Source organism: Nocardia sp. NPDC004068 (assembly GCF_042874315.1).
Classification (GTDB): Bacteria; Actinomycetota; Actinomycetes; order Mycobacteriales; family Mycobacteriaceae; genus Nocardia.
The window spans coordinates 356,800-382,923 of record NZ_JBIAMW010000001.1; the positions used below are offsets into that span (position 1 = coordinate 356,800).

Annotated in this window: 23 protein-coding genes; 12 read left to right on the plus strand and 11 right to left on the minus strand. The window is 70.2% G+C overall.

The annotated features are described in order from the left end of the window. Positions 1-1,005: a LacI family DNA-binding transcriptional regulator gene (locus ACFYTQ_RS01625; RefSeq protein ID WP_387356153.1), complete on the minus strand. Its 1,005-nt coding sequence runs from the start codon at positions 1,003-1,005 to the stop codon at positions 1-3. 154 nt (positions 1,006-1,159) lie between these two features. On the opposite strand from ACFYTQ_RS01625, the gene ACFYTQ_RS01630 reads away from it, so the two are divergent. From ACFYTQ_RS01630 to ACFYTQ_RS01645, 4 genes are read left to right on the plus strand one after another with little or no spacing between them, the layout of a single operon-like run. Continuing rightward, a complete protein-coding gene (locus tag ACFYTQ_RS01630) occupies positions 1,160-2,497 on the plus strand; it encodes an aryl-sulfate sulfotransferase (protein WP_387356154.1) in 1,338 nt (445 codons plus the stop codon). Beyond that, positions 2,494-3,354 (plus strand): ABC transporter permease, encoded by an 861-nt coding sequence (locus tag ACFYTQ_RS01635; RefSeq protein WP_387356156.1) that lies wholly within the window; start codon positions 2,494-2,496, stop codon positions 3,352-3,354. The genes ACFYTQ_RS01630 and ACFYTQ_RS01635 overlap by 4 nt, the downstream gene beginning before the upstream one ends. Continuing rightward, entirely contained in the window at positions 3,355-4,107 is a 753-nt protein-coding gene (locus ACFYTQ_RS01640; protein ID WP_387356158.1) for an ABC transporter ATP-binding protein, read from the plus strand. Next, positions 4,104-5,066 (plus strand): ABC transporter substrate-binding protein, encoded by a 963-nt coding sequence (locus tag ACFYTQ_RS01645; RefSeq protein WP_387356159.1) that lies wholly within the window; start codon positions 4,104-4,106, stop codon positions 5,064-5,066. Before ACFYTQ_RS01640 ends, ACFYTQ_RS01645 begins: the two co-directional genes overlap by 4 nt. On the opposite strand, the gene ACFYTQ_RS01650 is transcribed toward ACFYTQ_RS01645, so the two are convergent. The 3 genes from ACFYTQ_RS01650 to ACFYTQ_RS01660 form a co-directional block, all read right to left on the minus strand. After that, positions 5,063-6,094: a DUF2293 domain-containing protein gene (locus tag ACFYTQ_RS01650; protein WP_387356160.1), complete on the minus strand. Its 1,032-nt coding sequence runs from the start codon at positions 6,092-6,094 to the stop codon at positions 5,063-5,065. The genes ACFYTQ_RS01645 and ACFYTQ_RS01650 overlap by 4 nt on opposite strands. Positions 6,095-6,191: 97 nt before the next feature. Further along, positions 6,192-7,304, minus strand: a complete 1,113-nt coding sequence (locus ACFYTQ_RS01655) for a hypothetical protein (protein WP_387356161.1) — start codon at positions 7,302-7,304, stop codon at positions 6,192-6,194. A gap of 26 nt (positions 7,305-7,330) precedes the next feature. Continuing rightward, positions 7,331-8,470 (minus strand): phosphotransferase family protein, encoded by a 1,140-nt coding sequence (locus ACFYTQ_RS01660; protein WP_387356162.1) that lies wholly within the window; start codon positions 8,468-8,470, stop codon positions 7,331-7,333. Between the two features lie 248 nt (positions 8,471-8,718). Here ACFYTQ_RS01660 and ACFYTQ_RS01665 point away from each other — a divergent pair, with 248 nt between their 5' ends. Beyond that, positions 8,719-10,089 carry a DoxX family protein gene (locus ACFYTQ_RS01665; protein ID WP_387356164.1) on the plus strand — a complete coding sequence of 457 codons (1,371 nt, stop codon included), beginning with the start codon at positions 8,719-8,721 and terminating at the stop codon, positions 10,087-10,089. 4 nt (positions 10,090-10,093) lie between these two features. Here the strand turns inward: ACFYTQ_RS01665 and ACFYTQ_RS01670 are convergent, their stop codons facing one another. Then, complete coding sequence (locus tag ACFYTQ_RS01670) at positions 10,094-11,047, minus strand: hypothetical protein (protein WP_387356166.1); 954 nt, start codon at positions 11,045-11,047, stop codon at positions 10,094-10,096. A 49-nt stretch (positions 11,048-11,096) separates the two neighbouring features. Here ACFYTQ_RS01670 and ACFYTQ_RS01675 point away from each other — a divergent pair, with 49 nt between their 5' ends. The 3 genes from ACFYTQ_RS01675 (at position 11,097) to ACFYTQ_RS01685 (ending at position 14,329) form a co-directional block, all read left to right on the plus strand. Continuing rightward, entirely contained in the window at positions 11,097-11,504 is a 408-nt protein-coding gene (locus ACFYTQ_RS01675) for a PPOX class F420-dependent oxidoreductase (protein WP_387356167.1), read from the plus strand. A gap of 34 nt (positions 11,505-11,538) precedes the next feature. After that, complete coding sequence (gene cobA / locus ACFYTQ_RS01680; protein WP_387356169.1) at positions 11,539-12,801, plus strand: uroporphyrinogen-III C-methyltransferase; 1,263 nt, start codon at positions 11,539-11,541, stop codon at positions 12,799-12,801. A gap of 67 nt (positions 12,802-12,868) precedes the next feature. Continuing rightward, positions 12,869-14,329 (plus strand): MFS transporter, encoded by a 1,461-nt coding sequence (locus ACFYTQ_RS01685; RefSeq protein WP_387356987.1) that lies wholly within the window; start codon positions 12,869-12,871, stop codon positions 14,327-14,329. Between the two features lie 3 nt (positions 14,330-14,332). On the opposite strand, the gene ACFYTQ_RS01690 is transcribed toward ACFYTQ_RS01685, so the two are convergent. The 3 genes from ACFYTQ_RS01690 to ACFYTQ_RS01700 are packed head-to-tail and all read right to left on the minus strand — an operon-like array spanning position 14,333 to position 18,207. Then, positions 14,333-15,328 carry an SMP-30/gluconolactonase/LRE family protein gene (locus tag ACFYTQ_RS01690; RefSeq protein WP_387356171.1) on the minus strand — a complete coding sequence of 332 codons (996 nt, stop codon included), beginning with the start codon at positions 15,326-15,328 and terminating at the stop codon, positions 14,333-14,335. Positions 15,329-15,332: 4 nt separating this feature from the next. Continuing rightward, positions 15,333-16,700: an aspartate aminotransferase family protein gene (locus ACFYTQ_RS01695; protein WP_387356173.1), complete on the minus strand. Its 1,368-nt coding sequence runs from the start codon at positions 16,698-16,700 to the stop codon at positions 15,333-15,335. A 16-nt stretch (positions 16,701-16,716) separates the two neighbouring features. Beyond that, a complete protein-coding gene (locus ACFYTQ_RS01700; RefSeq protein WP_387356175.1) occupies positions 16,717-18,207 on the minus strand; it encodes a CoA-acylating methylmalonate-semialdehyde dehydrogenase in 1,491 nt (496 codons plus the stop codon). Positions 18,208-18,311: 104 nt separating this feature from the next. Here ACFYTQ_RS01700 and ACFYTQ_RS01705 point away from each other — a divergent pair, with 104 nt between their 5' ends. The 3 genes from ACFYTQ_RS01705 (at position 18,312) to ACFYTQ_RS01715 (ending at position 21,526) form a co-directional block, all read left to right on the plus strand. Beyond that, positions 18,312-19,904: a PucR family transcriptional regulator gene (locus ACFYTQ_RS01705; protein WP_387356177.1), complete on the plus strand. Its 1,593-nt coding sequence runs from the start codon at positions 18,312-18,314 to the stop codon at positions 19,902-19,904. Positions 19,905-20,193: 289 nt separating this feature from the next. Next, the gene (locus ACFYTQ_RS01710; RefSeq protein ID WP_387356989.1) at positions 20,194-20,628 is read left to right on the plus strand and encodes a nucleoside deaminase; all 435 of its coding nucleotides are present in this window, start codon (positions 20,194-20,196) and stop codon (positions 20,626-20,628) included. Positions 20,629-20,668: 40 nt separating this feature from the next. Beyond that, positions 20,669-21,526 carry a TIGR03621 family F420-dependent LLM class oxidoreductase gene (locus ACFYTQ_RS01715; RefSeq protein WP_387356178.1) on the plus strand — a complete coding sequence of 286 codons (858 nt, stop codon included), beginning with the start codon at positions 20,669-20,671 and terminating at the stop codon, positions 21,524-21,526. Between the two features lies 1 nt (position 21,527). Here the strand turns inward: ACFYTQ_RS01715 and ACFYTQ_RS01720 are convergent, their stop codons facing one another. The 3 genes from ACFYTQ_RS01720 to yaaA all read right to left on the minus strand — a co-directional run bounded on the left by ACFYTQ_RS01720 (position 21,528) and on the right by yaaA (position 24,288). Then, positions 21,528-21,917, minus strand: coding sequence for an ankyrin repeat domain-containing protein (locus ACFYTQ_RS01720; RefSeq protein WP_387356180.1), 390 nt, complete (start codon positions 21,915-21,917; stop codon positions 21,528-21,530). 39 nt (positions 21,918-21,956) lie between these two features. Next, the gene (locus tag ACFYTQ_RS01725) at positions 21,957-23,351 is read right to left on the minus strand and encodes a three-helix bundle dimerization domain-containing protein (protein WP_387356182.1); all 1,395 of its coding nucleotides are present in this window, start codon (positions 23,349-23,351) and stop codon (positions 21,957-21,959) included. A 193-nt stretch (positions 23,352-23,544) separates the two neighbouring features. Further along, the gene (yaaA, locus tag ACFYTQ_RS01730; RefSeq protein WP_387356184.1) at positions 23,545-24,288 is read right to left on the minus strand and encodes a peroxide stress protein YaaA; all 744 of its coding nucleotides are present in this window, start codon (positions 24,286-24,288) and stop codon (positions 23,545-23,547) included. A 58-nt stretch (positions 24,289-24,346) separates the two neighbouring features. Between yaaA and ACFYTQ_RS01735 the strand changes: the two genes are divergently transcribed. Beyond that, a complete protein-coding gene (locus ACFYTQ_RS01735; protein WP_387356186.1) occupies positions 24,347-26,101 on the plus strand; it encodes a proline--tRNA ligase in 1,755 nt (584 codons plus the stop codon). Positions 26,102-26,124 lie beyond the last annotated feature (23 nt).

The window sequence follows — 26,124 nt, forward strand, 5'->3', positions numbered from 1 at the left end:
TCAACACCCGCAGGTCTCCCCGATCGCCAGCCGCACCGCCATCGGTGCCGGAGCCTCCGCCGCACTCGCCGCCAGCACCCGCGACAACGCCACCCGCGCGATCTCGTCGATCGGCTGCTGCACGGCCGTGAGAATCTGCGGCGCATAGGGATTCGCCGTATCGGCGTCGTATCCGACCACCGCGATATCGTCGGGAATCCGCAGCCCGGCGTCCGTGATCGCCCGCATCGTTCCCGCGGCCTGCCCGTAGGTCCCGATGACGACGCCGTCGAACGGATCCCCGGCGGCCAGTTGCTCGCGCACCGCGCGATACGCCCCCGCGGGCGTGAGATCGGTGCGGATGTGCCGGACCGACCCCACGACCGCCGCGTATCCCTCGAACCGCTGCGCGACGGTCTCCCGATCCCCGTGCTCGACGTCCCCCGCCGCGAAACCGCCCACGAACGCGACGTTCTCGCGCCGATGCGTCGCCACCAGATGCCGGGCCGCCAGCGTCCCCGCCCGCACATGGTCGGCCCCCACCACCTGCGACCGGACGGGGTCGCGATTGTTGTGCACCCAGACGATCGGGATGCGCGCCCCCCGGCACAGCTCCGCCGTCGCCGCGCCATTGGCGCCGCCGACCACGATCAGCCCCTCGATCCCGGAATCCACGAAGGCCGAGGCGAATTCGATCTCCCGCTCGGGGTCGTATCCGGTGTTGCCGATCAGCGTCAGATGATCGCGGGCGCGCGCCTCGACCTCGATGTGCCCCACCAGGGTCCCGAACAACGGCAACCGCACATCCGGAACCAGCAGGCCCACATGCCGCCAGCGCCGCGGCCGCCGCAACGCCCGCGCCGCGCGGTCGGGCCGATAGTTCAACTCGTCCAGCGCCGCCACGACCCGCGCGCGCAACCGATCCGACACCGGCCGCGGGCCACCGTTGAGCACATAGCTGACCACGGCCGTGGACGTGCCCGCCCGCCGGGCCACATCGGCGAGGGTCGCGCGTTCGACAGTCACATTCGCCCCACTCTGCTCGCCCGCGCACCGAACGGCCAGGCTTGAAATCGTACTGATTATTACAGCCTTCACCGGCAAGATGTGCGACGCAAATCGATTAGATTCGTAACACCCGCGATCAGGGTGCGTAACAACGAACTGATGGAGTAGTCGCATGGCCTTCGTAAGACTCACCGGCGTCACCTATTTCGACCCGGACTCGGCCCACGACAGCTACGTCCTGTTCACCGGCGCGGACTCCGTCACCCGGCTCATCGACCTGACCGGCGAGGTCCGCCACGAGTGGCCCTTCGCGGGCGTCCCGCCCCGCGTCATCGATCCGGCGCTCACCGGCGGCCGCCTCGGCGACGTCGGCGTGCAACTGTCGCCCAGCGGCGACCCGCGCGGCGGCATCTACGCCAATGGCACTGTGGGACAACTCACCTGGTCCGGGGAACGGGTGTGGGAGTGGGGCGAGCAGGCGCCGGGCGGCGCCGCGCGCCAGAACCACGACTGGGAACTGCTGCCGAACGGCAACCGGCTGCTGCTGGTCACCGTCCCGCGCGCGGTTCCCGCACTGGGCCCGCACGTCGTCGGTGATCAGGGTCTGTACGAGGTGGCTCCGGACGGCGAGATCGTCTGGGAGTGGCGCGCCGGGGATCACCTCGACGAGTTCGGCTTCTCCGAGGCGGGCTGGAAGGCGTTGCGCGACACCGTCGCCCGCGACCCGGACGACCCGTGGGGCTACCTCGAACTCAACAGCGCCAAGACGCTGGGCCCCAACCGCTGGCATCGCGCGGACCCGGAGGGGGTGTTCCAGCCCGACAACATCCTGATCAGTTCCCGCAAGGCCAATATCGTCGCGTTGATCGACAAGGCCACCGGATCCATCGTGTGGCGGCTGGGCCCGTACTTCGCGGACGCGGCGGGGTCCCAGCATCAGCGGATCAACGCGCACAAGGTGCCGCGCCCGCTCGATCAGATCTCCGGACAGCACAATCCGCATCTCATCGCCGACGGCCTGCCCGGCGCGGGCAACATTCTCGTCTTCGACAATCAGGGCGGAGCCGGGTATCCGCCCGCGCCGCTGGGCATCTACGCGGGGTCGCGGGTGCTCGAGATCGATCCGGTGACCGAGCAGATCGTCTGGCAGTACACCGCCGAGGATTCGGGTCTGCCGTCGTGGACGTTCTTCAGCTCGTTCGTCAGCAACGCGCAGCGGCTGCCCAACGGCAACACCCTGGTCACCGAGGGGATGCAGGGGCGGATCTTCCAGGTCACCCCCGACGGCCGGGTGGTGTGGGAGTACGTGTCGCCCTACCTCGGTCGCGGGGTCGCCGGGGAACCGGAGGTGCACGAACCCCGTGTGCCCGGCGTGGATCGGCTCACCACGACCCCACTGGTGTATCGGGCGCAGGCGGTGCCGTTCGAGTGGGTTCCCCTCGGCGCGCCACGCTCCCCGCACACCGCGGTGGATCTGCGCGCCTCCGCTCGGGAAGGCCGGACGTTATGACCTCCACGCTGCGAACGAGCCTCGGCCGCAACGATTCCGCCGCCGCGGACGCCGCCGCGCCGACCCGCGGGTGGTGGTCGTCGCCCGCGCGCGGGGCGCGGCGCTGGCGGGTGATCGGCGGCACCGCGGCCGGTCTGGCCCTGGCCGCGGTCGTCTGGTCGCTCGTGGCGGCGACGAATGTCTTTCCGCGCCAGCTGTTTCCGACCGTGCCGCAGATCGTCCGCGCCGGGCACACGCTGTGGTCGGACGGGTTGCTGCTGCCCGATGTCGGGGCGAGTCTGCAACGGGCGCTGCTCGGTTGGGGGGTCGGCGGGCTCGCGGGGATCGCGGCCGCGATCGTCACCTCGAACACCCGCACGGGCCGGAGCCTGCTGCAACCGGTGCTGCGGCTGCTGGCGCCGGTGCCGACGATCGGGCTGGTGCCGCTGGCCATCCTGTGGTTCGGGTTGGGGGAGAACAGCAAGATCCTCGTCGTCGCGCTCGGCGTGTTCGTCCCGGTGTGGATGAACAGCCACTCCGGCTTCGCGGGCACCCCCGCCGACTATCTCCAGGCCGCGCGCTGTCTGGGTGCGAGCCGATGGCAGACGTTGACCCGGATCGTCATTCCCGAGGCCGTGCCGGATGTGGTCGCGGGCCTGCGGGTCGGGGCGGCGATGGCGTTCGTGCTGATCGTCGTGGCCGAGATGACCGGCACCACAGCGGGTATCGGGTATCGGATCTATCAGGCCCAGCTGTTCTCGCAGGCGGATCGGATGATCTTCTGCCTGATCGTGCTCGGCGTGCTGGGCGCGGTGTGCGACCTGTTGATCGCCGCGCTCACGACGCCGTTCGTGCGCTGGGCACGGGAGGTGCGCTGAATGGCCATCGCGACGCGCGACCTGGTGGTCCGCTATCCGAACAATCCGCATCCGACGCTGCGCGGCGTGGACCTGACCGTCCCCGACGGATCCTTCACCGTCCTCGTGGGGGCCTCGGGCAGCGGGAAATCGACGCTGCTGCACTGCCTGGCCGGGCTGGTGCCGCCCACCTCGGGCGGGGTCACCGACAATGGCGAGCGGGTGCTCGGCCCCGATCCGCGGCGCGGGGTGGCGTTCCAGCGCGATGTCCTCTTCCCGTGGATGAGCGTGGCCGCCAATATCGAATTCGCCCTGCGCGCAAGCCGTTACGATGCCCGGCGGCGTCGGGAGCGGATCGCGGAACTGCTCGATCTCGTCGGCCTGCCCGCCGACGTCGGGCGCAAACGACCCAATCAGCTGTCCGGCGGGATGCGGCAGCGCGTCGGCCTCGCCCGGATGCTCGCGGGGGAGCCCGAGATCATGCTCATGGACGAGCCGTTCGCCGCGCTCGACGCCCTCACCCGCCTGCGGATGCAGGATCTGCTCATCGACCTGTGGAACCGGTTGCGGCGCACCGTCGTTTTCGTCACCCACGACGTCGACGAGGCGATCCGGCTGTCGGACACGATCGGCGTGCTGACCGGCGGCCGCGTCACCAACCGGATCACCAACCCGCTGGACCGTCCCCGGCCCGCCGACACCCTCGCCGACCAACCCGGCTACAGCGAACTCCGCCGAACCCTCCATCACGAACTCGGAATCGAACACTCATGATCCAGCATCTCCGTCGTCCCGTCGCGGCCGTGGCCGCCTTCCTCGCCCTGCTGCTGCCGTTGACGGCCTGCACCGCCGACACCTCCGAACCCGGCACGCTCACAGTGGGATTCGTCGTCGACCCGTCCTGGGCGCAGATCCCGGTCGCCCAGCAGGGCGGCTACTTCGACAAGCACGGCCTGAAGGTGAAGGTCGTCAACTTCTCCACCGGGGTCGAGGCATTGCAGGCCCTGGCCGCGCACCAGGTCGACGTCACCACCGCCGCCGACGTGCCGACCTCGGCGGCGCTGACCCGCTCACCCGGCCTGCGCGTCGTCGGGGACGGATCGCGGTGGCAGGGTTCGCGGGTCGTGGCGCGGCGCAGCGCGGGCATCGGGCGGGTCGAGGATCTGGCGGGGCGGACGATCGGGACGCCGCTGGGCACCAGCGCGGCGTACTTCGCGTCGAATACGTTGTCGCACAGCGCGGTTACCGCCAAACTGGTCCAGGTCGCGCCGTCGGCCACGGTGACCGCGGCGACGCAGCGCAATGTGGACGCGATCGCGATCTTCCAGCCGTATCAGGCCCAGGTGATCGCGGCCCTCGGCGACGACGCGATCGCACTCGGCGGCGACGCCTACAACCAGCACAGCCTGTATCTGGCCAGCGATACCGCGGTCGCGGGGAAGAAGTCCGAGCTGTCGTCGTTCTTCGCCGCGCTGAACGAGGCGGGCGGGCAGCTGACCGCGCGCTCGGACGCGGCGGTCGCCGCCGTGGCCGCCGCGACGCAACTGCCCGCGGATCTCGTCGGGAAGATCCTGGGGGAGTTCGACTTCACCCTCCAGTTGCGCCCCGACCTCGCGCAAACCCTTGCCGCGCAAGGCGATTGGGCCAAGGGACAGGGATCGATCGACGGCTCGGTGCGGCTGCCCGACTACGGCACGTTCCTCGACGCCGACTTCCTCACCCCCGCGAGTTAGCCACGCCAGCTGTCGAGCACCTGGTCGACCCGGGCCCGGATGCGAGTCCGGGCCTCCGCGCGCGGCACGCCGGTCATCAGCAATTCGTCGTAGTCGGTGTCCCGGTGCCGGATCGAGGCGATGACCGCGAGGGTGAGGGCCTCGGCGGAGAGGACCTTGGCGGCGGCGGTGCGGCCCACCCGGCCGCTGCCCCGGACCGAGGCGTGCTCGGCGATCTCGGCGGCGCGGTCCGCGGGGCAGGCGGGGAACAGGGTGCGGATCTCCTTCGCCATGCGGGTGGCGAATTCGACGTCCTGGGTTTCGCGGCGGAGGCGGTCGCGGTCGCGGCGGCGGGCGCGGGCGTCCTCGTCGGCGAGGCATTGCTGTTCGGCGCGGACGAGGGCGGCCTCCTCGACGAGGATGCCGGTGCGTTCGTAGCGTTTGCGGCGGCGGTTGAGGCGGACCACGATCGCGGCGAGCGTGCTCTCCTTTTTCGCGCGGCGGCTCAGGGCGGCGTCGCCCGCGGGGAGGAATTCGAGGTGGTCGAGGTCGGCGCAGGTCAGGCAGAGCGGGCCCGCGGCCGAGGTGATCGAATACGGCCCGGTCTCTTGGCATTCCACGCAGGTCCACGGCTCGGCCGTCTCGACGACGGTCAGGTCGGGTGCCTTGTTCTGCCGTCGCACGAGCTGATCGCGCCGCGCCGGGCTGAGATCGGCGGGCAGCCAGTGCACGCGGAAGATCTCGTCCGCGCCGTCGTCGGTGAACCGCAGCGCCTCCCGATCCCGCCCGCCCGACAGATACGTCGCGGTACTCGCGCCGAGCCCGCGCTCCCGCGCCCACGCGCCGAGCAGTTCCGCCGCGTCCCGCATCCGCCGCCCGTCCACCGCGAGCACCCGCTCCAGCGACCCCACCCGCCCCTGCCGCCACGCGTCCACCTGACCGGCCCGCCCCCACCCCAACCGAACGAACACATCGACCGCCGCCACATACTTCCGTTGCGCCAGCACCGCTTCCGCCGCCTCGACCACCCTTCGCCCCAGCTTGGCCACCATCCGAACCTAGCGCACCGGGTAGAACGGCACCGCTGGGGACGGCATTCAGCGCGCCCGGGTAGAGCGGCATCGCGGGGCCACGACGGCAATCCGCCTACGGCGCCACCGAGGTCCAGTCGGTGAAGCCGGTGGGGTCGTGGCGGCCCATGCTGGCGTGTTCGAAGAGGCCCCAGCCCTCGGCGTCGCCGCAGCGGGCGTGGGCGACGTGGTCGATGACGCCCCAGGGGATGCGGGGGGCGATGTCGGGGGCGGTGAGGTCGTAGCGGACGCTGGAGGTCCAGTCGCGGCCCATCCAGCGGCCGTGTTGCCAGTCGGGGTCGCCGCCGTAGCCGCAGCCGATGTGCAGGGGGACGAAGGTCTTCGGGTGGATCTCGACCTCGAGGGGTTTGCCGTCGGGGGTGGTGAGGTCCAATCTCGCGGCGACGGGATGTCTTGTGCCGGAACGGTATTCGATGTGGACGCGGGGCCAGCCGAGTTGTTCGACGCGGCCGTCGGGCCAGATCCGCACGGCGTCGTTGAGGGTGCGGTAGCCGTCCGGATTCTCCTGCACGATGACGATGATCGAGAACTCGTCGAACCGCAGCGGCACGTACAGCCACCAGAAGCCGCCCGAACCCTCGTCGGCGGCGCGGCCGGGCGGATCCGCCTCGCCGACGGGCCGGATGCCCCAGGACCGGTCGCGGCTGCCCAGCCACACCGCCGGGTCGACCGCGATATCCGTGCCGTCGACGTGCAGCGTCCCTGACCAGCTGCCCAGTTGTGCGAACCGCTGCGCGTCGATGATGGGCCGGTTGCCCGTCAGGATCTGATGCGGCTGTTCCAACACCGCGGGGAACGAGCCGTTCCACGTGAGATCGAAACTCAGGTCGTCGTGCTCGCACACGATGCGCACGCGCTGCAACGGTTCCTGGATCTCCACGCGGTAGCCACCGACCCGCATCTCGAGGTCGCGGGTCTCGAGCGCGTCGGAGAACCGCACGGCCCGTTGGATATCCCCGCGCCGCACCAGCGCGTAGGCGTCGACCACCCCGAGGTTCGGATACAGTCCCATCCCCGTGATCAGGAAGGTGCCGCCGTCGCGATCGTGGGCGTTGAAATAGCTACGGTCGTAGAAGTTCCGGTCGCTGGTGGCGACGCGCGCCAGCGACAACGGGGTCTGATGGATCGGATACTCGTCCAGGGGGACGGGTGCGTGGCTGTCGGACACGGGCTCTCCTCGTGAAGCGCTGTGGCTCAATCCCATTGGTAGGTCCCCGCGAGCAGTGCCTCCAGGCTCGCGCGGTGCATGACGTAGTTGTCGCGGTCGTCGGTGTCGGTGTCCTCGCCGAAGTGGATCATCCGGCGCTTGATGCGGGCCATGACGATGCCGTGCCGCAGCGCGCTGTAGACCAGGTACCAGTCCAGATCGCGCGGGGCGTGCCCGGTGACGCTCTCGTAGTGCGACACCACATCCGAGCGCCGCAGGAAATCGGGCAGGCCGGGCTGATCGAACTGGGTCGCGATGTCCTGGAAGAACCGGTGGATGAAGATCAGCCACCCCAGATCCAGCTCCCGCGGACCCAGCGCCGCCATCTCCCAGTCCAGCACGGCCGCGGGCTCGAACCCCCGATAGATGATGTTGCCCGGCCGAGCATCGCCCCAACTGAGCACATCGGGCCCCGGATCGGCGGGGAAATTGTCGTCCAGCCAGTCGAAGGCGCGCTCCAGCAACGGGATTCGATACCCATCACGGGCCAGCGCCCAGTCGTACCACTCCCGCTGCACCCGGAAATGGTGCCGCAGTGAGGACTCCGCGCCCGTGGCGAGCAGGGGGAACTTCGCGGCGGGCTCGGGAATGGCGTGCAGCTTCGCGATCACCTCGACCGTCGCGCGGGTCAACCGCAGCCGGTCCGCGGGCGAGGCGTCGAACAACCAGCCGACGAACACGTACGGCGGGTTGTCCTCCGGAATCCGCCCGTCCACCCGGCCCATCACGAAAAACGGTGCGCCGAGCACGGATTCGTCGTTCTCCAGCCAGTACAGCGGCGGCACCGGCACATCGGTGTGTTCGGCCACGCCCGCCATCACCCCGTACTGCATCGGCAGGTCGTAGGTCGGGAAGACCGGCAGCGCGCCCGTCTCCGGCGGCATCCGCACCACGTACGAGGCGGATTCGGTGCGGCCGTCCCGTTCCCACGCCGCGTCGAACAGCACCGACCCGCTCGACAGACCGCCCGCCTGCGGCCGGGTGAGGTTGCTGATCGTCGGCGCGCCGTCGGCCCGGACCTTCCCGGCCAGCCACCGCGTCAGGCGCTCGGAGAGATCGTCGAGATCGAGCGCGCTGGTGGTCAGCTGATACCGATGCCCGGGGTCGCGGTCGGGATCGACCGTCATTGGTCTGCCCTCCTGAACAAGGAAAATGGTGGGTGGAATGTAACGCGTTCCAGTGAGTGTGCGGAGCGGATTCGGCGGGCCGGTACGGCCAGTACCGGTGACCGGGACGGGCGCCGGGGTGGGGCGGGCACGTAGGCCGTGGGGAGGATCGGGAAACCAGGGGATTCCCAGGGATTTCCTGGAGGCGGACGAGGGGTCGGCATTCCTATCGTGGGCTGGTCGGATCACCATCGAGCAGGGGAGTGGGCGTGGGAACTGTGGTCGCCGTGGCGGAACCCGAAGCGCGACAGGAGGATTCGCCGCGGCCGGGCTGGTCCCCGGTGACGCGGATCGCCTTCCGGTTCTGCTTCCTGTATTTCGGCCTGTTCTGCCTGACCTATCCGCAGCCGGTGACGGTCTTCCTGGGCTGGGCGATACGGTGGCTGCCCGAGGACGCGGTCATGTGGCAGGCGCATGTGCTGGAGCCACTGTTGCGTCGGGTGGGGCGCGGCGTCTTCGGCGTCGACGCGGCGGTGCGCGACACCGGCAGCGGGGATCAGGCCGTGTTCTGGGTGCTGCTGTTCTGTCTGCTGGTGGTGTCGGTGGTCGGCACGCTGGTGTGGTCGGTGGTGGATCGGAGCGCGCGGGACCATCGCCGTCTGGCCGGGTGGTTCCTGCTGTTCATCCGCATGTGTGTGGGCGGGCAGATGCTTTTCTACGGATTCGCCAAGATGATTCCGACGCAGATGCCCGAACCCGGCCTGGCGACGCTGCTCGAACCGTTCGGCAATCTCGCCCCGATGGGGGTGCTGTGGAATCAGGTCGGTGTGTCGCAGCCGTACGAGATCCTGCTGGGGACCGCGGAAGTGCTTGCGGGACTGCTGCTTTTCGTGCCGCGGACCGCGCTGCTGGGCGCGATGCTCGCCGTGATCAGCATGGCGCAGGTGTTCGTGCTGAACATGACCTTCGACGTGCCGGTGAAGATCCTGTCCGGGCATCTGCTGCTGATGGGTCTGGTGCTGCTGGCGCCGGAGGCGCGGCGGCTGTTCGAGGTGCTGGTGGCGAATCGGACCGCCCCGCCCTCGCACGCGCCGTACCCGTTCCGCACCCGGCGCGGGCGGCGGTGGGCCGCGGTCGGGCAGGCCGCGCTGGCGGCGTGGCTACTGGCGGCGCTGATTCCGCTGTCGTGGCAGGCGTGGGAGGAACTGGGACCGCACAGGGAACGGCCACCGCTGTACGGGATCTGGACGGTCGCCGAGTTCACCCGCGACGGGCAACCGGTGCCGCCGCTGCTCACCGACGAAACCCGCTGGCGACGCATCGTTTTCGATCAGCCGGAGATCATGGAGTACCAGCGCATCGATGGCGAACTCGTGCCGCTGCGGGCGCGCGTGGACACCGACGCGCGCCGACTGGACCTCGCACCCGCCGACAACGCCGGGGACTATCGCCCCGGCTCGTCCCGGCACGGGGATATGTCGGGCAGCCTCACCTACCAGCGGCCGACGCCGGATCGTCTCGTGCTCGACGGGCAACTCGACGGCCGTCCGGTCACCGTCACCCTCGACCGGCTCGACCCCGACAGTTTCCCGGCCCGCGGGCGCGGCTTCCACTGGGTGCAGGAGGGCGCGACCTTCTGACCGCTCAGCGCGCGCCGATCTGGTTGCGCCACTCGGGATTCGGGCGATAGAACTCGCCGGTGCCCGGCTCGAAGGCCCGGCGCGCGTCGTCGGCGCCCCACAGCCGGGCCGCGAGCCACGCGGTGGGGTAGCCGAGGTAGCCCTGGACGCCGCTGGTGCAGGGGATCGAGGCGCGGGCGCAGTCGGGCTGGCCCTGAATGTCGTTGTGGTTGGCCCGGTTCAGCGTTCCCCACGTCTTCGGCACCCCGGGCGGGACGGCGTCGTAGTAGGCGTGGTTCGATTGCAGACCGGTGAGCCCCGGCAGGTTCTCCGACGGCGAGACGAACGCGTCGTCGGCGCCGTTGACGAAGAACACCGAACCCGACGACACGCGATGGGTGTCGACGCACCGCCGCGGGGTCGAACAGAACATCTGGGCCGGAATCTCCACCGCCACAGCGGTTTCGATGAGCCCGTCCGACTCGATGAGCGCGTTGACCGCCCCGGTCGCGCCCTGGGAGTGGCCGATCGCGCCGACGGCCGCGGTATTCAACTTGTCGTGGAAGACGCTCGCCGGGTCGGCGGCCTGGTCGATGAGATACCGTGCGGCGGACAGGATTTCGTCACCGGAACCGGTGTTCTGATTCTCGGTGGCGACCACGACGAAACCCCACGAGGCGAGATGCCGGAGGAGATAGTCGTATTGGCGCGGCACCGCCGACGTGCCGTCGCCCCAGGTGAGGATCGGATGCCGGACGCCGCGCGCGCCGAGATCGGTCGGATACCAGACGTCGTAGGCCGCACCGGTCGGATCACAGCAGCCGAAATGCTCGAGCGCGCTCACCGCCCAGGGACCCGGGGCCGTGTACGCGCTCTCCACCGCGTCCGCCGAACCCAGGGGTTCGTCGGCCGCCGCGACCGGGGCGCAGGCCACCAGCAGGACCGTCAATGCCAGGATCCGGAACGCGGCTCGTCGCATGGTCGCAGCATAGGGAATTTCCCTGCCGCCGGGCCGGTTCGCTTCGGACGTGACGGTCGAATTCTCCGCAGACTTGAAGAACTACCTCGACGACGGCAAACCCTTCGCCACCGTGGCGACCCTCGCCCGCGACGGCCAGGCTCACCTCACCGTGGTCTGGATCGAACGCGACGGCGACGAACTGCTGTTCTCCACCACGGTCTCCCGCCAGCAGTACAAGAACCTCGCCCGCGACCCCCGCGTCACCGTACTGATCAGCCCGCCCGACAACCCGTACCTCTACGCCGAGATCCGCGGCACCGCGACGATCACGCCCGACCCGGACCGCGAATGGCCGAACAAGCTGTCGCTGAAGTACACCGGCAAGCCCTACGCCGAATTCAATCCGGCGTCGGTGAACGACGCCGACCGGGTGCTGGTGCGGGTGACGCCGACCAAGGTGCTCGGGCGGTTCTGAGCGGTCCGTCCCAGTTCCCGTAGGCTCGACCCTTGTGCCGAACCACCCAGATGACCAGCATGCCGGTGACCCGAACTACTTGGTCGGGCTCGATCTCGCGGGCCGTCGTGTCGTCGTCATCGGCGGCGGCACCGTCGCGCAGCGGCGGCTCGGCCTGCTGATCGCGTCCGGGGCGCGGGTGCATCTCGTGAGCCGGGCGGTCACCCCGGCCGTGGAGGCGATGGCGACCGCCGGGCAACTCACCCTCGACCTGCGCGACTACGCCGACGGCGACCTCGACGGCGCCTGGTACGCGATGGCCTGCACGGACGAGCCGGAGACCAACGCGGCCGTCGTCGCGGAGGCGACGCGGCGGCGGATCTTCTGCGTGCGCGCCGACAACGCGCGGCTCGGCACGGCCGTGACACCGGCGACCGCCCGCTACGAGGGCCTGACGCTCGGTGTGCTGGCGAGCGGGCGGCATCGCCGCTCGGCCGCGGTCCGCACGGCCCTGCTCGAGGCGTTGCAGTCGGGTGTGGTGGCCGAGGACGCGGATCCGATGGCCCCGGGGGTGGCGCTGGTCGGCGGCGGGCCCGGCGATCCCGATCTGATCACCGTGCGCGGCCGCCGCCTGCTGGCCCGCGCCAATCTCGTTGTCGCCGACCGGCTCGCGCCGCCGGAACTGCTGGCCGAACTCTCGCCCGAGGTCGAGGTCGTCGACGCGGCCAAGATCCCGTACGGGCGGGCCATGGCCCAGGAGGCGATCAACACCGCGCTCATCGAGGGGGCCAAGGCGGGGAAGTTCGTGGTGCGGCTCAAGGGGGGCGACCCCTATGTGTTCGGGCGCGGCTTCGAGGAGGTCGAGGCGTGCGCGGCCGCGGGGGTGCCGGTGACGGTGGTGCCCGGGGTGACGAGCGCGATCTCGGTGCCCGCGCTGGCCGGGATTCCGGTCACCCATCGCGGGGTCACCCACGAATTCGTGGTGGTCAGCGGGCATGTGGCGCCCGATCATCCGGATTCGCTGGTGGATTGGCCCGCCCTGGCTCGGCTGCGCGGCACGATCGTGCTGTTGATGGCCGTCGAGCGGATCGAGCAGTTCGCGACCGCGCTGATCGACGGCGGCCGACCGGCCGACACCCCGGTGACCGTGATCCAGGAGGGCAGCCTGCGCACCCAACGGGTGTTGCGCGCCGAACTGGGCAGCGTCGCGGAACGTGTTCGCGCCGAAGGCATTCGGCCACCGGCGATCATCGTCATCGGCCCGACCGCCGCGTTCAGCGCGGACGCGCTCGCCGATCACGCGTCGGCGGGCGCGTGAGGGGCCCCGGACGGGGTACCGATATCCGATACAGTGAGTCACTGTGCTCGATAACCCCGCCGCGACGATGCATTATCCGGTGACCACGCGGGCCTTCGGGCTGCCGATCCTGGTGCTCAGCGGGTTGCAGCTGATGGTGATCCTGGACGGGACCATCGTCATCCTGGCGCTGCCGCGGTTGCAGGAGCAGATGGGGCTGTCCAATTCGGGCAGCGCGTGGACTGTCACCGCGTACGGCCTCACCTTCGCCGGGCTCATGCTGCTCGGCGGGCGGCTGGGGGACCTGTTCGGTCGCAAACGCATGCTGATCATCGGGGTTTCGCTGTTCACGCTGGCGTCGCTGGCGTGCGGTCTGGCGCAGAACGAGGCGATGCTGATCATCGCGCGCGCGATCCAGGGCAGCGGCGCGGCCGTCGCGGCGCCCTCGGCCATGGCGTTGGTGGTGAGCACGTACGCCCCTGGGCCGGTGCGCAATCGGGCCATCGCGATCTTCGGTTCGATGGCCGGGGTGGGTTCGGTCGGCGGGCTCGTGCTGGGCGGCGCGCTGACGCAACTGGATTGGCGGCTGATCTTCTGGATCAATGTGCCGATCGGGGTGTTGATCCTGCTCGGGGCGATCTACAAGTTGCGCGACACCACCCATCATCGGCTCGCGCTCGACGTGCGCGGTTCGGTGCTGGGCACGCTGGCCTGCGCGGCGATCGTGTTCGGCGCGACCGAGGGACCCGAAATGGGTTGGGACAGTTGGTACATCATCGGCTCGCTGGTCGCGGGTGTGCTGCTGCTGGTGGCCTTCGTGTTCGCCGAACGCTACGCCGACAATCCGGTGGTGCCGCTGACGCTGTTCCGGGACCGCGATCGCGTGGTGACATTCGTGGCCCTGCTGCTGGGTTCGGGCGTGCTCGGCGCGATGACCTATTTCGTCGCGCAGTTCCTCCAGAACGTCATCGGCTACAGCCCCCTCGTCGCGGGTCTGGCCTCCATCCCGTTCACCCTCGGCGCGGGCGTCGGCACCGCCGTCGCCTCCAAGGGCGCGCTCCACATCCGCCCCCGCTGGCTGCTGCTCGTGGCCGCGGTCTTCCTCTCCGTCGCGGGCCTGTACGGTTCCACCCTCGACGGCGGCGTCGCCTACTTCCCCACCCTCCTGCTGCTGCTCACCGGCGCGGGCCTGGGCGTCGGCATCGTCATCGTCATCGCCCCGCTGTGCCTGCTGGTCGGCGTCCCCGTCAACGACGTGGGACCGCTCTCGGCCATCGGCCAGATGATCTTCAACCTCGGCACCCCCTTGGCCGTCGGGGTCCTGTCCCCGGTAGCCGCCTCCCGCACCCTGGCCCTCGGCGGACGCACCGGCCGCGCCGCCGATATGACCCCCAGCGAAATCGCCGCGCTCGGAAGCGGTTACACCCTGGTCCTGTTCGTGTGCGGAATCGGCGCGATCATCGTGGGCCTGATAGCCCTCGCCTTGCGGTACACCCCACAGCAACTCGTGCAGGCCCAGCACGCCCAGGAGGAGTCCCAGCGAGGGTGAGCCTCAGCCCGGCAGGTGGGTGACCGCTATCGCGGGTTCGGTGAGGCTGCCGAGGTACAGGGTGCCGTTCTGTTCGGCGACGCCGGTGACCATCGAGTAGACGTCGGGTTCGCGTTGGAGGTCGTGGATCAGGGTGCCGTCGAAGTCGTAGGCCTGGACCCAGGCGGTCTTGACGGGTTTGGGGCGGAGGGCCTCGGGGATGGACCAGGTGAGGCGGCGCAGGAGGCCGGGCAGCGGAAGGAGCTTGTCCAGCAACGGGTTTCGGGGGGTGACGAGGGTGACCCAGGCCAGGCCGTCGGTGCCGAGGCCCATATTGTCGGGGAAGCCGGGGAGGTTCTCGACGAGAGGGTCGGTGGCGCCGGTGTGGGGGCCGGTGAGGTGGTAGCGGGTGATGCGGTAGCCCGCGGTCTCGGCGACGAGCAGGCAGGAGCGGTCGGGGGCGAGGATGAGGCCGTTGGCGAATTTGAGGCCGTCCAGCAAAGTTTCGACGGCGCCGTCGGGGGTGCGGCGGAACAGGCGGCCGGTGCGGGAACCCTCGAGGACGTCGCCCATGTACTCGTCGAGGGAGTAGCGGGTGGTGGAGGCGGTGAAGTAGATGGTGCCGTCGGCGTCGGCGACGACATTGCTCGCGAAATTCACTGGCCGCCCGTCGATTTCGCCGACGAGGACCTCCACCTCGGCGTTCGGCTCGGCCAGCCGCAGCAGCCCGCGCACCGAATCGCAGATCAGGACCGAACCGTCGGGATTGGCGTGCAGGCCGAGGGGGCGGCCGCCGGTGTGACCGATCCGCTCAACCGTGCCGTCGGTGGGGTCGACCGCCAGCAGCGACCCGTCGTCGACGCCGCACAGCACTCTGCCGTCCGGCGCGACCACCACGTCCTCGGGTCCGGCGGCGGGCAGGGGCAGCAGGCGCGGGGTGGGCATGGGTGGGGTGCTGTGGGTTTCGCGGGCACGCGGCGTCGCCGACGGCGGTGACCAGCGGATCGGCTGGAACGACATGGGCTCACGGTAGCGTGTGCCGATCGGCGAGGCGCAAGGCTTCGTCGAGAATCGCCAGCCCCTCCTTGGCCTCGGCCTCGGTGATCGTGCAGGGCGGCACCGCGTGCAACCGGTTGAAGTTCACGAACGGCAGCAGCCCGGCGTCCCGGCAGGCGGCCACCACCTCGATCATGGCCTCACTCGTTCCGCCGTAGGGCGCCAACGGTTCTCGCGTCGCCGGATCCCGGACCAGTTCCAGGGCCCAGAACACGCCCAATCCCCGTACCTCGCCCACACTCGGATGCCGTGCCGCCAGCTCCCGCAGCCCCGGCCCGAGCACCCGCTCCCCGATATCGGCGGCGTTCTCCACGATCCGTTCCTCGGCCATCGCCGTGATGGTCGCGACCGCCGCGGCCGCCGCCAGCGGATGGCCCGAATACGTCAGCCCGCCCGGGTAGGCGCGGTCGTCGAAGATCGCGGCGATGCGCGGCGCGATCGCCACCCCGCCGAGCGGGACGTAACCCGAGTTCACCCCCTTGGCGAAGGTCAGCAGATCCGGCACCACGTCGAAATGGTCGATCGCGAACCACCGTCCGGTCCGCCCGAATCCCGACATCACCTCGTCGGCGATGAGTACGATGCCGTGTCGATCGCACAACTCGCGCACCCCGGCGAGATATCCGGGCGGCGGCACCATGATCCCCGCCGTCCCCGGCACCGACTCCAGCAGGATCGCCGCGATCGTCTCCGGCCCCTCGAAGGCCACCACCTGTTCGAGATGCTCGAGCGCCCGCCGCGACTCCTCCGCCTCGTCGCGCGCGTGGAACTGCGAGCGGTACAGGAACGGCCCGAAGAAGTGCACCACCCCCGCCGCGCCGCGATCATTGGGCCAGCGCCGCGGATCGCCGGTGAGATTGACCGCGGTCTCCGTCCCGCCGTGATAGGACCGGTAGCGCGACAACACCTTCGGCCGCCCCGTGTACAGCCGCGCCATCCGCACCGCGTGCTCCACCGCGTCCGCGCCGCCGTTGGTGAAGAAGATCCGGTCCAGCTCGCCCGGCGTCCGCTCCGCGATCAGCCGCGCCGCCTCCGACCGCGCCGGATTCACGTGCTGCGGCGCGATCGTGCACAGCGTCGCCGCCTGATCCCTAACGGCCGCAACGACTTTCGGATGCTGATGCCCGATGTTGGTATTGACCATCTGCGAGGAGAAGTCCAGCAGCCGCCGCCCGTCCCCGTCCCACACATAACTGCCCTGGGCCGCGGTGATCGTCATCGGCTGGATCCGCCGCTGCGCCGACCACGAGTGGAAGACGTGCCGCCGATCCAGTTCGTAGGCGCGCGCGGCTTGTTCCCGCGCCGCCTCGACACTCAGCCCGTTGGGCAGGGTCATCGCATCGTTCCTGTCGTCAATTGTTCTGGGGGAAGCCGAGATTCAGCCCGCCGTGACTCGGATCGAGCCAGCGGGCGGTGATCGCCTTGGTGCGGGTGAAGAAGTGCAGCCCCTCGGTGCCGTGCGCGTGCGAATCGCCGAACAGCGAGGACTTCCACCCGCCGAAACTGTAGTAGGCCATCGGTACCGGGATCGGCACATTGATGCCGACCATGCCGACCTCCACCTCGGTGTGGAAGCGCCGCGCCGCGCCGCCGTCATTGGTGAAGATCGCCGTACCGTTCCCGTAGGGATTGGCGTTGATCAGCGCCAACGCGTCGTCGTAGCCGTCCACCCGCACCACCGACAGCACCGGGCCGAAGATCTCGTCGGTGTAGACGCTCATCTCCGGGCGCACGTGGTCCAGCAGGGTGGGGCCCAGCCAGAAGCCGTCCGCCGCGCCGTCGGGTTCGACGCCGCGTCCGTCGAGAACGACCGCGGCGCCCTCGGCTTCGCCCGCGGCGACGTAGTCGGCGACGCGATCGCGGTGCTGCCGGGTGACCAGCGGGCCCATATCGCTGCCGCGGGTGCCGTCGCCGGTGCGAATCGTCTTCGCGCGCTCGGCGATTCGCGTCACCAGGTCGTCGGCGATCTCGCCGACCGCCACGACCACGCTGATGGCCATGCAGCGTTCGCCCGCCGAGCCGAATCCGGCGTTCACCGCGGCGTCGGCGGCCAGGTCCAGATCCGCGTCGGGCAGCACCACCATGTGGTTCTTCGCGCCGCCGAGCGCCTGCACGCGCTTCCCGGCGGCGGTGCCGCGCTGGTAGACGTAGCGCGCGATCGGGGTCGAGCCGACGAACGAGACCGCCTTCACGTTCGGGTTGTCGAGCAGTTCGTCGACGGCCACCTTGTCGCCCTGCACCACATTGAACACCCCGTCCGGGAGCCCGGCCTCGGCCCACAGCCGCGCCAGCCACAGCGAGGCCGAGGGGTCCTTCTCGCTCGGCTTGAGCACGACGGTGTTGCCCGCCGCGATCGCCACCGGGAAGAACCACATCGGGACCATGGCCGGGAAGTTGAACGGCGAGATGATCGCCACCGGGCCCAGCGGCTGGTGGATCGAGAAGATGTCCACCTTGGTGGAGGCGTTCTCGGTGAATCCGCCCTTGAGCAGATGCGGTATGCCGCAGGCGAATTCGACGACCTCCAGCCCGCGCGTCACCTCGCCCGCCGCGTCGGAGAGCACCTTGCCGTGTTCGGCGGTGATGATCGCGGCGAGTTCGTCCTTGCGCTCGTTGAGCAGTTCGCGGAACCGGAACAGGATCTGGGTGCGCCGCGTCAGCGAGGTGTCGCGCCAGCCCGGGAACGCCGCGGCCGCCGCGTCCACCGCCGCCCGCGCGTCGGCCGCCGTCGCCAGCGCCACCTGGCCGGTGGTCACGCCCGTGGCCGGGTTGGTGACCGGCAGGGTCGCCTCGCCGGTCCCGTCGAACGGCTTGCCGTCCACCCAGTGCGCAATGGTCCCCATGGTCTCCCTCGTCTCCGTGTCGGTGCTGCCACTATCCCGCATCCCGTGCCGCCCATCGGCCGACGAAGTGTCGGTTCCGGTGGGGTTCGTATTACGATTCGTCGGTGTTGCCGACCGTCGCCGATGTGCTCGCCATGCCCGTGGTGCGGGCGGGGGAGCCCGAGGTGCGGGGCGGGGCGGCGGGGTTGGCGCGGCCGGTGCGGTGGGTGCACGTCGGGGAGGTGGCCGATGTGGCGGCGCTGCTGGCCGGGCGGGAGTTGATCCTCACGACCGGGCAGCCGCTCGCCCGGGGGACGCCCGCGGCGCTGGCCTATCTGGAATCGCTTGCGGCGGCGAATGTTTCGGCGCTGGTGGTGGAGCTGGGCAGTTATGTGGCCGATATCAGGCCGCACATCGCCGCCGCGGCGGATCGGCTCGGGCTGCCGGTGGTGGCGTTGCGGCGCGTCACCCGGTTCGTGGCGGTCACCGAGGCGGTGCACCGGGTGATCGTGGCCGATCAGTACGCCGAACTCGCGTTCGCGCATTCGGTGCACGAGACGTTCACGGCGCTGAGCGTGCGCCGCGCGTCCCTCGACGAGATCGTGAAAACCGCCGCGACACTACTGAATTCGTCGGTGATCTTGGAAGATCTGGGCCATCGCGTGCTGGCCGTGACCGCCCGGCACGACTCGGCCGCGGATCTGCTGGCGGACTGGGAGACCACCTCCCGTCTGCTCGCCGACGACGCGACCGTCGTCCCGGTCGGCCCGCACACCGAGCGGTGGGGACGGCTGATCCTGCGCGGCGCGGCGACGACCCGCACCCGCATGGTGCTCGAGCGGGCCGCGCAGACCCTGACGCTGCACCGGATGATCGAGCGGGACCGGTTCGGTCTGCACCGGCAGGCGCAGACCGGGCTCATCGACGATATGGTGAGCGGCCGCCTCGGCGACGAACCGGAGGCCATGGCCCGCGCCGCGGCCCTCGGCCTGGCGCGGCGGGCCCGCTACGTGCCGTTGGCCGTACACCTCGACGCGCCCGCCGAAACCGATCCGGTCGCGCGGCAACGCCGGGCGGCCGCGCTGCTCGACGCGGTCGGACACGGCGTGGCGCTGGCCAAGGCGACCGCGCTGAGCGCCGCCGAACAGCAGCGAATCACGGTGGTGCTGGCCGTCTCTCGCGGCGGCGACCTCGACGAACGCCTGAACCGGGTGTGCGCGCAGATCGCCGCCGAGGTGCGGCGGGTCGAGGGAGTGCGGCGGGTGGTGATCGGCGCGGGCGCGGAATCGGACTCGCTGCTCGACACCGCGCGCGAACTGATCCACGCCGGACACGTCGCGGAGGTGGCGCTGTCACTGGCCACCACCCACCCGCGCCCGTTCTACCGCAGCGGCGACATACGCCTGCGCGGCCTGCTCTCCCTGATCCGCGACCAGCCCGGCGTCCAACGCTTCGCCGAAACCGAACTGAGCGCCCTGCTCCGCCACGACATCCGCCACGGCGGCGACCTCGTCGGCACCCTGCGCGGCTTCCTGGACGCCGCGGGCAACAAAACCGAACTGGCCCGCCGCATGAACATCAGCCGCCCCGCCCTCTACGACCGCCTGGCCCGCATCGAACGCGTCCTCGGCGTAGACCTCACCGACGGCGAAACCCGCACCTCCCTCCACACCGCCCTGCTCATCCGCGACCTCGCGCCCCGGGCTGAGGGCGGGTGAGCCGGGCGGACGTGCGGATGGGTTCCGCTCAGAGGCGGGTGGACCGGGCGGCAGGTGAACCGGATGGCCGCGCGAGGGCGGTAAGCCGGGTGGGCGCGTCCGGGCGGGTGAGCGGGTGGCCCCGCCGAGGCGGCGAGGCGGGTGGGTGCGGGCGGAGGGGTGAGCGGGGAGGCGATGCCGGGAGCCGCGCGGAGGGCGGTTGGCTTGGCGGACGCGTGTGGCGGGTGTGAGCCGGGTGGTCGCGCGGAGGGCGGGGCAGGTGGGTGGCAGCATGATCGGTATGGATGCTCTGCTGGCGGTGGCTTATGGGCAGGCGCGGGTCGGGCTCGAGGAGGGGGGCATTCCGATCGGGGCGGCTCTGTTCGACGGTGCGGGGAATGTGTTGGGGCGCGGGCGGAATCGGCGGGTGCAGAAGGGGGATCCGAGTTTGCATGCGGAGGTCGATGCCTTTCGGGACGCTGGGCGGCGGCGTGATTATCGGGACACGATCATGGTGACGACCTTGTCGCCGTGCTGGTATTGCAGCGGGCTGGTGCGGCAGTTCGGCATCGGGGCGGTGCTCGTCGGGGAGGCCGAGACCTTTCACGGGGGGCACGACTGGCTGGCGGAGAACGGGGTCACGGTGACGGTCCTGAACGACCCGCGCTGCGTGGCGATGATGCGGGAGTTCATCGCCGCACGGCCCGAGCTGTGGTTCGAGGACATCGGCGTCGCGGACGAATAAAAGTGGCGCGGATGCTTCCGTTCGGGAAGGGTGAGACCTCGTGCGAGACTTCAGATTCGGTGTGAGCATGCGGGCCTCGGACTCGCGGGCGGAATGGGAACGGTCGACGCGGCTGGTCGAGGAGCTCGGCTACGACATGGTGCTCGTCCCGGATCATCTGGGGATGGTGGCGCCGTTCCCGGCGCTCGTGGCGGCGGCCGGGGTGACATCGCGGGTGGGGTTGGGGACGTTCGTGCTCAACGCCGGATTGACCCGGCCCGCACTGCTGGCCCGGGACGCGGCGGCGGTCGATCAGCTCAGCGACGGGCGGTTCGAGCTGGGCCTCGGGGCCGGGTACGCCCCGAGCGATTTCGAGGCGATCGGCATCCCGTTTCCCGATGCGGCGCAACGGATTTCGCATCTGGAGCGGACCGTCGTCGAGGTACGCGAACTGCTCGCCGATCCGGAGCATCGCCCGCGCCCGGCGCGGTCACGCGTTCCCATCGTGATCGCGGGCCAGGGCGATCGGCTGCTGCGGGTGGCGGCCCGGCACGCCGACACCGTGGGCCTGTCGGGTGTGGTCGCGGGCGACGATCCGACGCGGCGGGGGACGCTCGCCGAACGGATCGCGCTGCTGCGGTCCGCGGCGGGGGAGCGGTTCGCGGCCCTGGAGATCAACCTGATGATCCTGGGCGTGCACATCGCGGGTTCCGGGACGCCCGATCTGAGCTTCCCGCGCGTCTTCTATCCGGACTACTCCGACGACGAACTGCTCGCCGTACCGACCGTGCTGCACGGCACCGAGGAGGACATCGCCGACGCGGTGCGCCGCTTCCGCGACGAGTACGGCGTCACCTACTTCACCATCACCAGCCACGACATGACGGCCTTCGCGAAGGTGCTCGCCCGGTTGCGCTGACTCAGCCCGTGCCCAGCAGCAGTTCGGTCTTCTCGAACATGACCGCGGCCTCCCGGGCCGAGGGCGTGCCCGCGTCCGGATCCGCGCCCGCCGCGAGCAGGACCCGCACGATCTCGGGCTCGCCCTTGAAGATCGCCCCGGCCAGCGGTGTCTGCCCGCGATCGTTGGCTCGGTCCGGGTCCGCGCCTCGGTCCAGGAGCGTGCGGAGCGCCGCGAGCCGGCCGTGGTAGGCGGCCAGCATCACCAGCGTGTCGCCGCGCTCGTTGGTCAGATTCACCGGGACCCCCGCGTCCAGGTAGGCCCCCACGGTCGCCGCGTCACCCGCCCGCGCGGCCTCGAACATCCTCGACGCGAGCTCGACCGCCTCGGGATCTCTCTCCGCGTTGCTCATCAATTCAGCGTAGCCATGGGTCCGATGGTCGGCGATGGATCAGTTGTAGGACTTGGCGACGCCGTCGAGCAGATGTTCCAGCGTGTCGTAGGCCGGGGTGTCCACCACGTCGATCACGTCCTTCCGCACCGGAACGCGGTTCGCGTCCGTGACCTTCGAGAAGCGGGCCGGGTCGTCGGTGCGGAATCCGTGCGCGGCGGCGAGGTCCTGGAGTTCGGGGTCGGTGGTGAGCAACCGGCCCACGCGATCGCCCTCGGGGGTGAGGGGGACCAGGGTGTGGCGGGAGAGGACGGTGGGCGAGGGGTACATGAGGACCATGTCGGGGGTCACGCGCCCCGCGGCGGCGGCCTCGACGTACTGGGCCTCGTAGCAGAGGACCAGCGGGGTGGGACCCATACCCGCCGACAGGTACTGGGCGAACGGACCCTCACTGGAATTGTCGGAATACCCTTGCCCGACGAACAGTTTCGAGATTTTCCCGAGGACGAATTCCTCGGCGGTGGCGCCACGCACGACGGTGTTGTCGTTGGCGACGTAACTGGCGATGGCCAGATACATGGCCGCGGAATTCGAGGTGCGTGGGTCGGTGGTGGAGACCAGGATGTTCTTGCGCACCGGATAGACGGTGTTGTCGGGCAGCTGATCCCATTGCTTACCACCCGCGATGAGATCCAGATAACGGCCCATGTCGAAGGTCGGCGTCGGTCCCGGGCGCACCACGCCCGCCCGGGTGAGCAGGTCGGCGATCGGCGCGAACGTCGCGATGGCCATGGGCGAGGAGAACGGGGTGTATTTCGCGGTCACATTGCGCTGCCGCAGGATTCGCTCGGCGGCCGGGGCGCTGGACGGGAACGCGAAATCGTACTTGCCGAGATCGACCGAGGTGGCGATCTGCCGGGAACCCGCGGGCTCCGCCTCCACCCGAATGCCGTTGCGCGCGAACGCGTACACCACCTTCGGATCGGCGAAGAAGGCGCTCTTCTCCGAGCCGACCACGCCGCGGATCACGGTCGGCGCCGCGGCGGCCGGGGCCGGGGACGTGGAGGTTCCCGAGGTGCCGACGACGATCGCGACGATCGCCACCACGACGAGCGCGCCCAGCGGGAGGGCCAGCTTGCGGACCGTCCAGGGTGGGGAGACCAGCGCGCGCCACCGCCCGGCACCCGTGGGTTCGTCCGAAACAGGCTCCGCCGCAACGAATTCCGTCGGCTCCGGCGTGCCGGACAGTTGCCGCCGCACGATCCGCTCCACCAGGATCGGCACGAAGTCGCGCACCGAATGCCCCTCGAAACGGCCCACGGCCGCGGCGATGACGTCCTCGACCTGCCGCGCGGAATGGGTGTCCGCGTAGTCGGCGACGAGGCGATCGGTCATCTCGCGCAGCGCCTTTTGTTCCCGGGCCTGCTTATCTTCTCGGGTGACGGTTTCGCCCACGCCAAGCTCCTCGGAAAATGCAACGGATTGACCACGCTGTCGACGCGCCGCGCCCACATTACGACACCGCTCGCCATATCCCAAGCGGGGCAATCGGTTCCATTCCCGGGGTCGCCGAAATGCCTGGACGAGAAAGATTCTCGTAACCGGGTGTGTCCTTTTCATTCATGTCCGGGTGTACCTGAAGTTCAACTCAGGTGAGGACCAGCAATTCCGTCGACGACGCGATTTCCACGCGGAGCCCGGTTTTTTCGGCCACCCGCGCCAGATCGCGCACGGTGGCCGGTTCGGAGCGGGTCAGCACCAGCGCGCGGGCGAGCAGGCCCTTGTGGTGTTTGTTGAAGTGACTGACGACCGTGCGGGTGCCGTCGGGTCGTTCGGTGAGCACGGTCGCGGTGATCGCGCCCGGCACGCGGCCCAGTTGTTGATAGGTCCCCGAGCGCAGATCGACCACCAGCCCCCCGGCGGTCTCCTCGCGCAGCGCGGGCGCCAGCGCGGGTTTCCAGAGTGAGGCCAGCGTCGGCAGGCCGGGCAGCTTCGAACCGCCCGAGAGCCGGTAGGCCGGAATCGGATCCGCGGCGCGGAGCACACCGAACAGGGCCGAGCCGATGGCCAACCGCGCGAACGCCTTCTGCCGCTGAATTTTCGTGAACGAGGCCACGCCCAGCGCGTCGTAGAGCACGCCGGTGTACCGCTCGAGCGCGGGCCGGGTCGCGGAGGTGCGCAGCGTCGCGTTGCGCGTGATCTCCGCGTCGGCGCCCTTGCCCAGGCCCAGCGCCGCGCGGGCCGCGGCCGGGTCGTCGGCCAGGGTGATCAGTGCGGTGACCAGTTTGTCGCGCACGGCGGTGAGCTGCGGCAACGACAGCGCGTCCAGATCGAGCGGGCCGAACTCACCGCCGTCGGACTTGGTTTCGGAGGGAGGGAGGATCACCAGCACGAGCGGATACGGTAATGCCCTGCGAACCCCGCGTGAGCACGGGCTACGCTGTGCACCCGTGATCACCCGTCTCTCGCACCTCTTCCTGCGTACCCTGCGTGACGATCCCGCCGACGCCGAGGTGCCCAGTCACAAGCTCCTGGTCCGCGCGGGCTACGTGCGGCGCATCGCGCCGGGCGTGTACTCGTGGCTGCCGCTGGGACTGCGGGTGCTGCGCAAGGTGGAGAACGTGGTGCGCGAGGAGATGAACGCGATCGGGGCGCAGGAGATCTCGCTGCCCGCGCTGCTGCCGCGCGAACCCTACGAGACGACCAACCGCTGGACCGAATACGGCGACGGGCTGTTCCGGTTGCAGGACCGCAAGAAGGCGGACTATCTGCTCGGGCCCACCCACGAGGAGCTGTTCGCGCTCACGGTCAAGGGGGAGTGCAACTCCTACAAGGATCTTCCGGTCACGCTGTACCAGATCCAGACCAAGTACCGCGACGAGGAGCGGCCGCGGGCGGGGATTCTGCGCGGGCGCGAATTCATCATGAAGGACTCGTACTCGTTCGATCTGGACGAGGCCGGGCTGAAGGCGAGTTACGGCGCGCACCGCGAGGCGTATCAGCGGATCTTCGATCGGCTGGGGGTGTCGTATGTGATCGTGGCGGCCACGTCCGGGGCGATGGGCGGCAGCGCCTCGGAGGAGTTCCTGGCCGACAGTCCGGTGGGGGAGGACACCTATGTGGTGTGCCGCGAATCCGGGTACGCGGCGAACGTCGAGGCCGTGGTGACGCCCGCGCCGCCGGAGATCCCGATCGAGGGGCAGCCGCCCGCGGAGGTGTTCGACACTCCCGATACGCCGACCATCGCCACGCTGGTCGAGTGGGCGAACACGGCCGTCGCCGAGCGGTACGGGCGGGCGGTCACGGCGGCGGACACGCTCAAGAACGTCATGGTCAAGCTGCGCCATCCGGACGGGAAGACCGAGATCGTCGGCATCGGCGTGCCGGGTGACCGCGAGGTCGACGACAAGCGGCTCGGCGCGGCGCTGGAACCGGCCGAGGTGGAACTGCTCACCGAGGAGGACTTCCGCGCCAACCCGTTCCTGGTCAAGGGCTACATCGGTCCGAAGGGCCTGCTGGACAACGGGATTCGGTATCTGGTGGATCCGCGCGTGGTGAGCGGCACCTCGTGGATCACCGGGGCCGACGCGCCCGGGCGACACGTCGTGGGGCTGGTCGCGGGGCGCGACTTCACCCCCGACGGGACCATCGAGGCCGCCGAGGTGCGCGACGGGGATCCCTCGCCGGACGGGCAGGGGGTGCTGCACGCGGCGCGGGGCATCGAGATCGGGCACATCTTCCAGCTCGGGTACAAGTACACCGACGCGTTCGAGGTCGACGTGCTCGGCGAGAACGGCAAACCGGTGCGGCTGATCATGGGTTCGTACGGCATCGGCGTGTCCCGGATGGTGGCGGTGCTGGCCGAGCAGCTGCACGACGAGAAGGGATTGCGCTGGCCGCGCGAGGTCGCGCCGTTCGACGTGCACGTGGTCATCGCCAACAAGGACGAGGGCGCCCGGCAGGGCGCGGAACAGGTTGCGGCGGAACTGGATTCGGCCGGGCTCGAGGTCCTGCTCGACGACCGGACCGCCTCGCCCGGGGTGAAGTTCAAGGACGCGGAGCTGCTGGGCATGCCGCTGGTGCTCGTGGTCGGGCGCGGCTGGGCCGACGGCAAGGTCGAGGTGCGCGACCGCTTCGCGGGCACCAATGAGGAGATCGCGGCCGATCAGGCGGCGGCCGCGGTACTGGCGAAGGCGCGCGGCTGAGCGTTTCGATTTGCGGGCCGACC

Excerpts from the sequence above, each read along its gene's own strand:
- ACFYTQ_RS01630 (WP_387356154.1), top strand. The coding sequence starts at position 1,160 with ATGGCCTTCGTAAGACTCACCGGCGTCACCTATTTCGACCCGGACTCG.
- ACFYTQ_RS01635 (WP_387356156.1), top strand. The coding sequence starts at position 2,494 with ATGACCTCCACGCTGCGAACGAGCCTCGGCCGCAACGATTCCGCCGCC.
- ACFYTQ_RS01640 (WP_387356158.1), top strand. The coding sequence starts at position 3,355 with ATGGCCATCGCGACGCGCGACCTGGTGGTCCGCTATCCGAACAATCCG.
- ACFYTQ_RS01645 (WP_387356159.1), top strand. The coding sequence starts at position 4,104 with ATGATCCAGCATCTCCGTCGTCCCGTCGCGGCCGTGGCCGCCTTCCTC.
- ACFYTQ_RS01660 (WP_387356162.1), bottom strand. The coding sequence starts at position 8,470 with ATGACGGTCGATCCCGACCGCGACCCCGGGCATCGGTATCAGCTGACC.
- ACFYTQ_RS01670 (WP_387356166.1), bottom strand. The coding sequence starts at position 11,047 with ATGCGACGAGCCGCGTTCCGGATCCTGGCATTGACGGTCCTGCTGGTG.
- ACFYTQ_RS01685 (WP_387356987.1), top strand. The coding sequence starts at position 12,869 with ATGCATTATCCGGTGACCACGCGGGCCTTCGGGCTGCCGATCCTGGTG.
- ACFYTQ_RS01690 (WP_387356171.1), bottom strand. The coding sequence starts at position 15,328 with ATGTCGTTCCAGCCGATCCGCTGGTCACCGCCGTCGGCGACGCCGCGT.
- ACFYTQ_RS01695 (WP_387356173.1), bottom strand. The coding sequence starts at position 16,700 with ATGACCCTGCCCAACGGGCTGAGTGTCGAGGCGGCGCGGGAACAAGCC.
- ACFYTQ_RS01700 (WP_387356175.1), bottom strand. The coding sequence starts at position 18,207 with ATGGGGACCATTGCGCACTGGGTGGACGGCAAGCCGTTCGACGGGACC.
- ACFYTQ_RS01720 (WP_387356180.1), bottom strand. The coding sequence starts at position 21,917 with ATGAGCAACGCGGAGAGAGATCCCGAGGCGGTCGAGCTCGCGTCGAGG.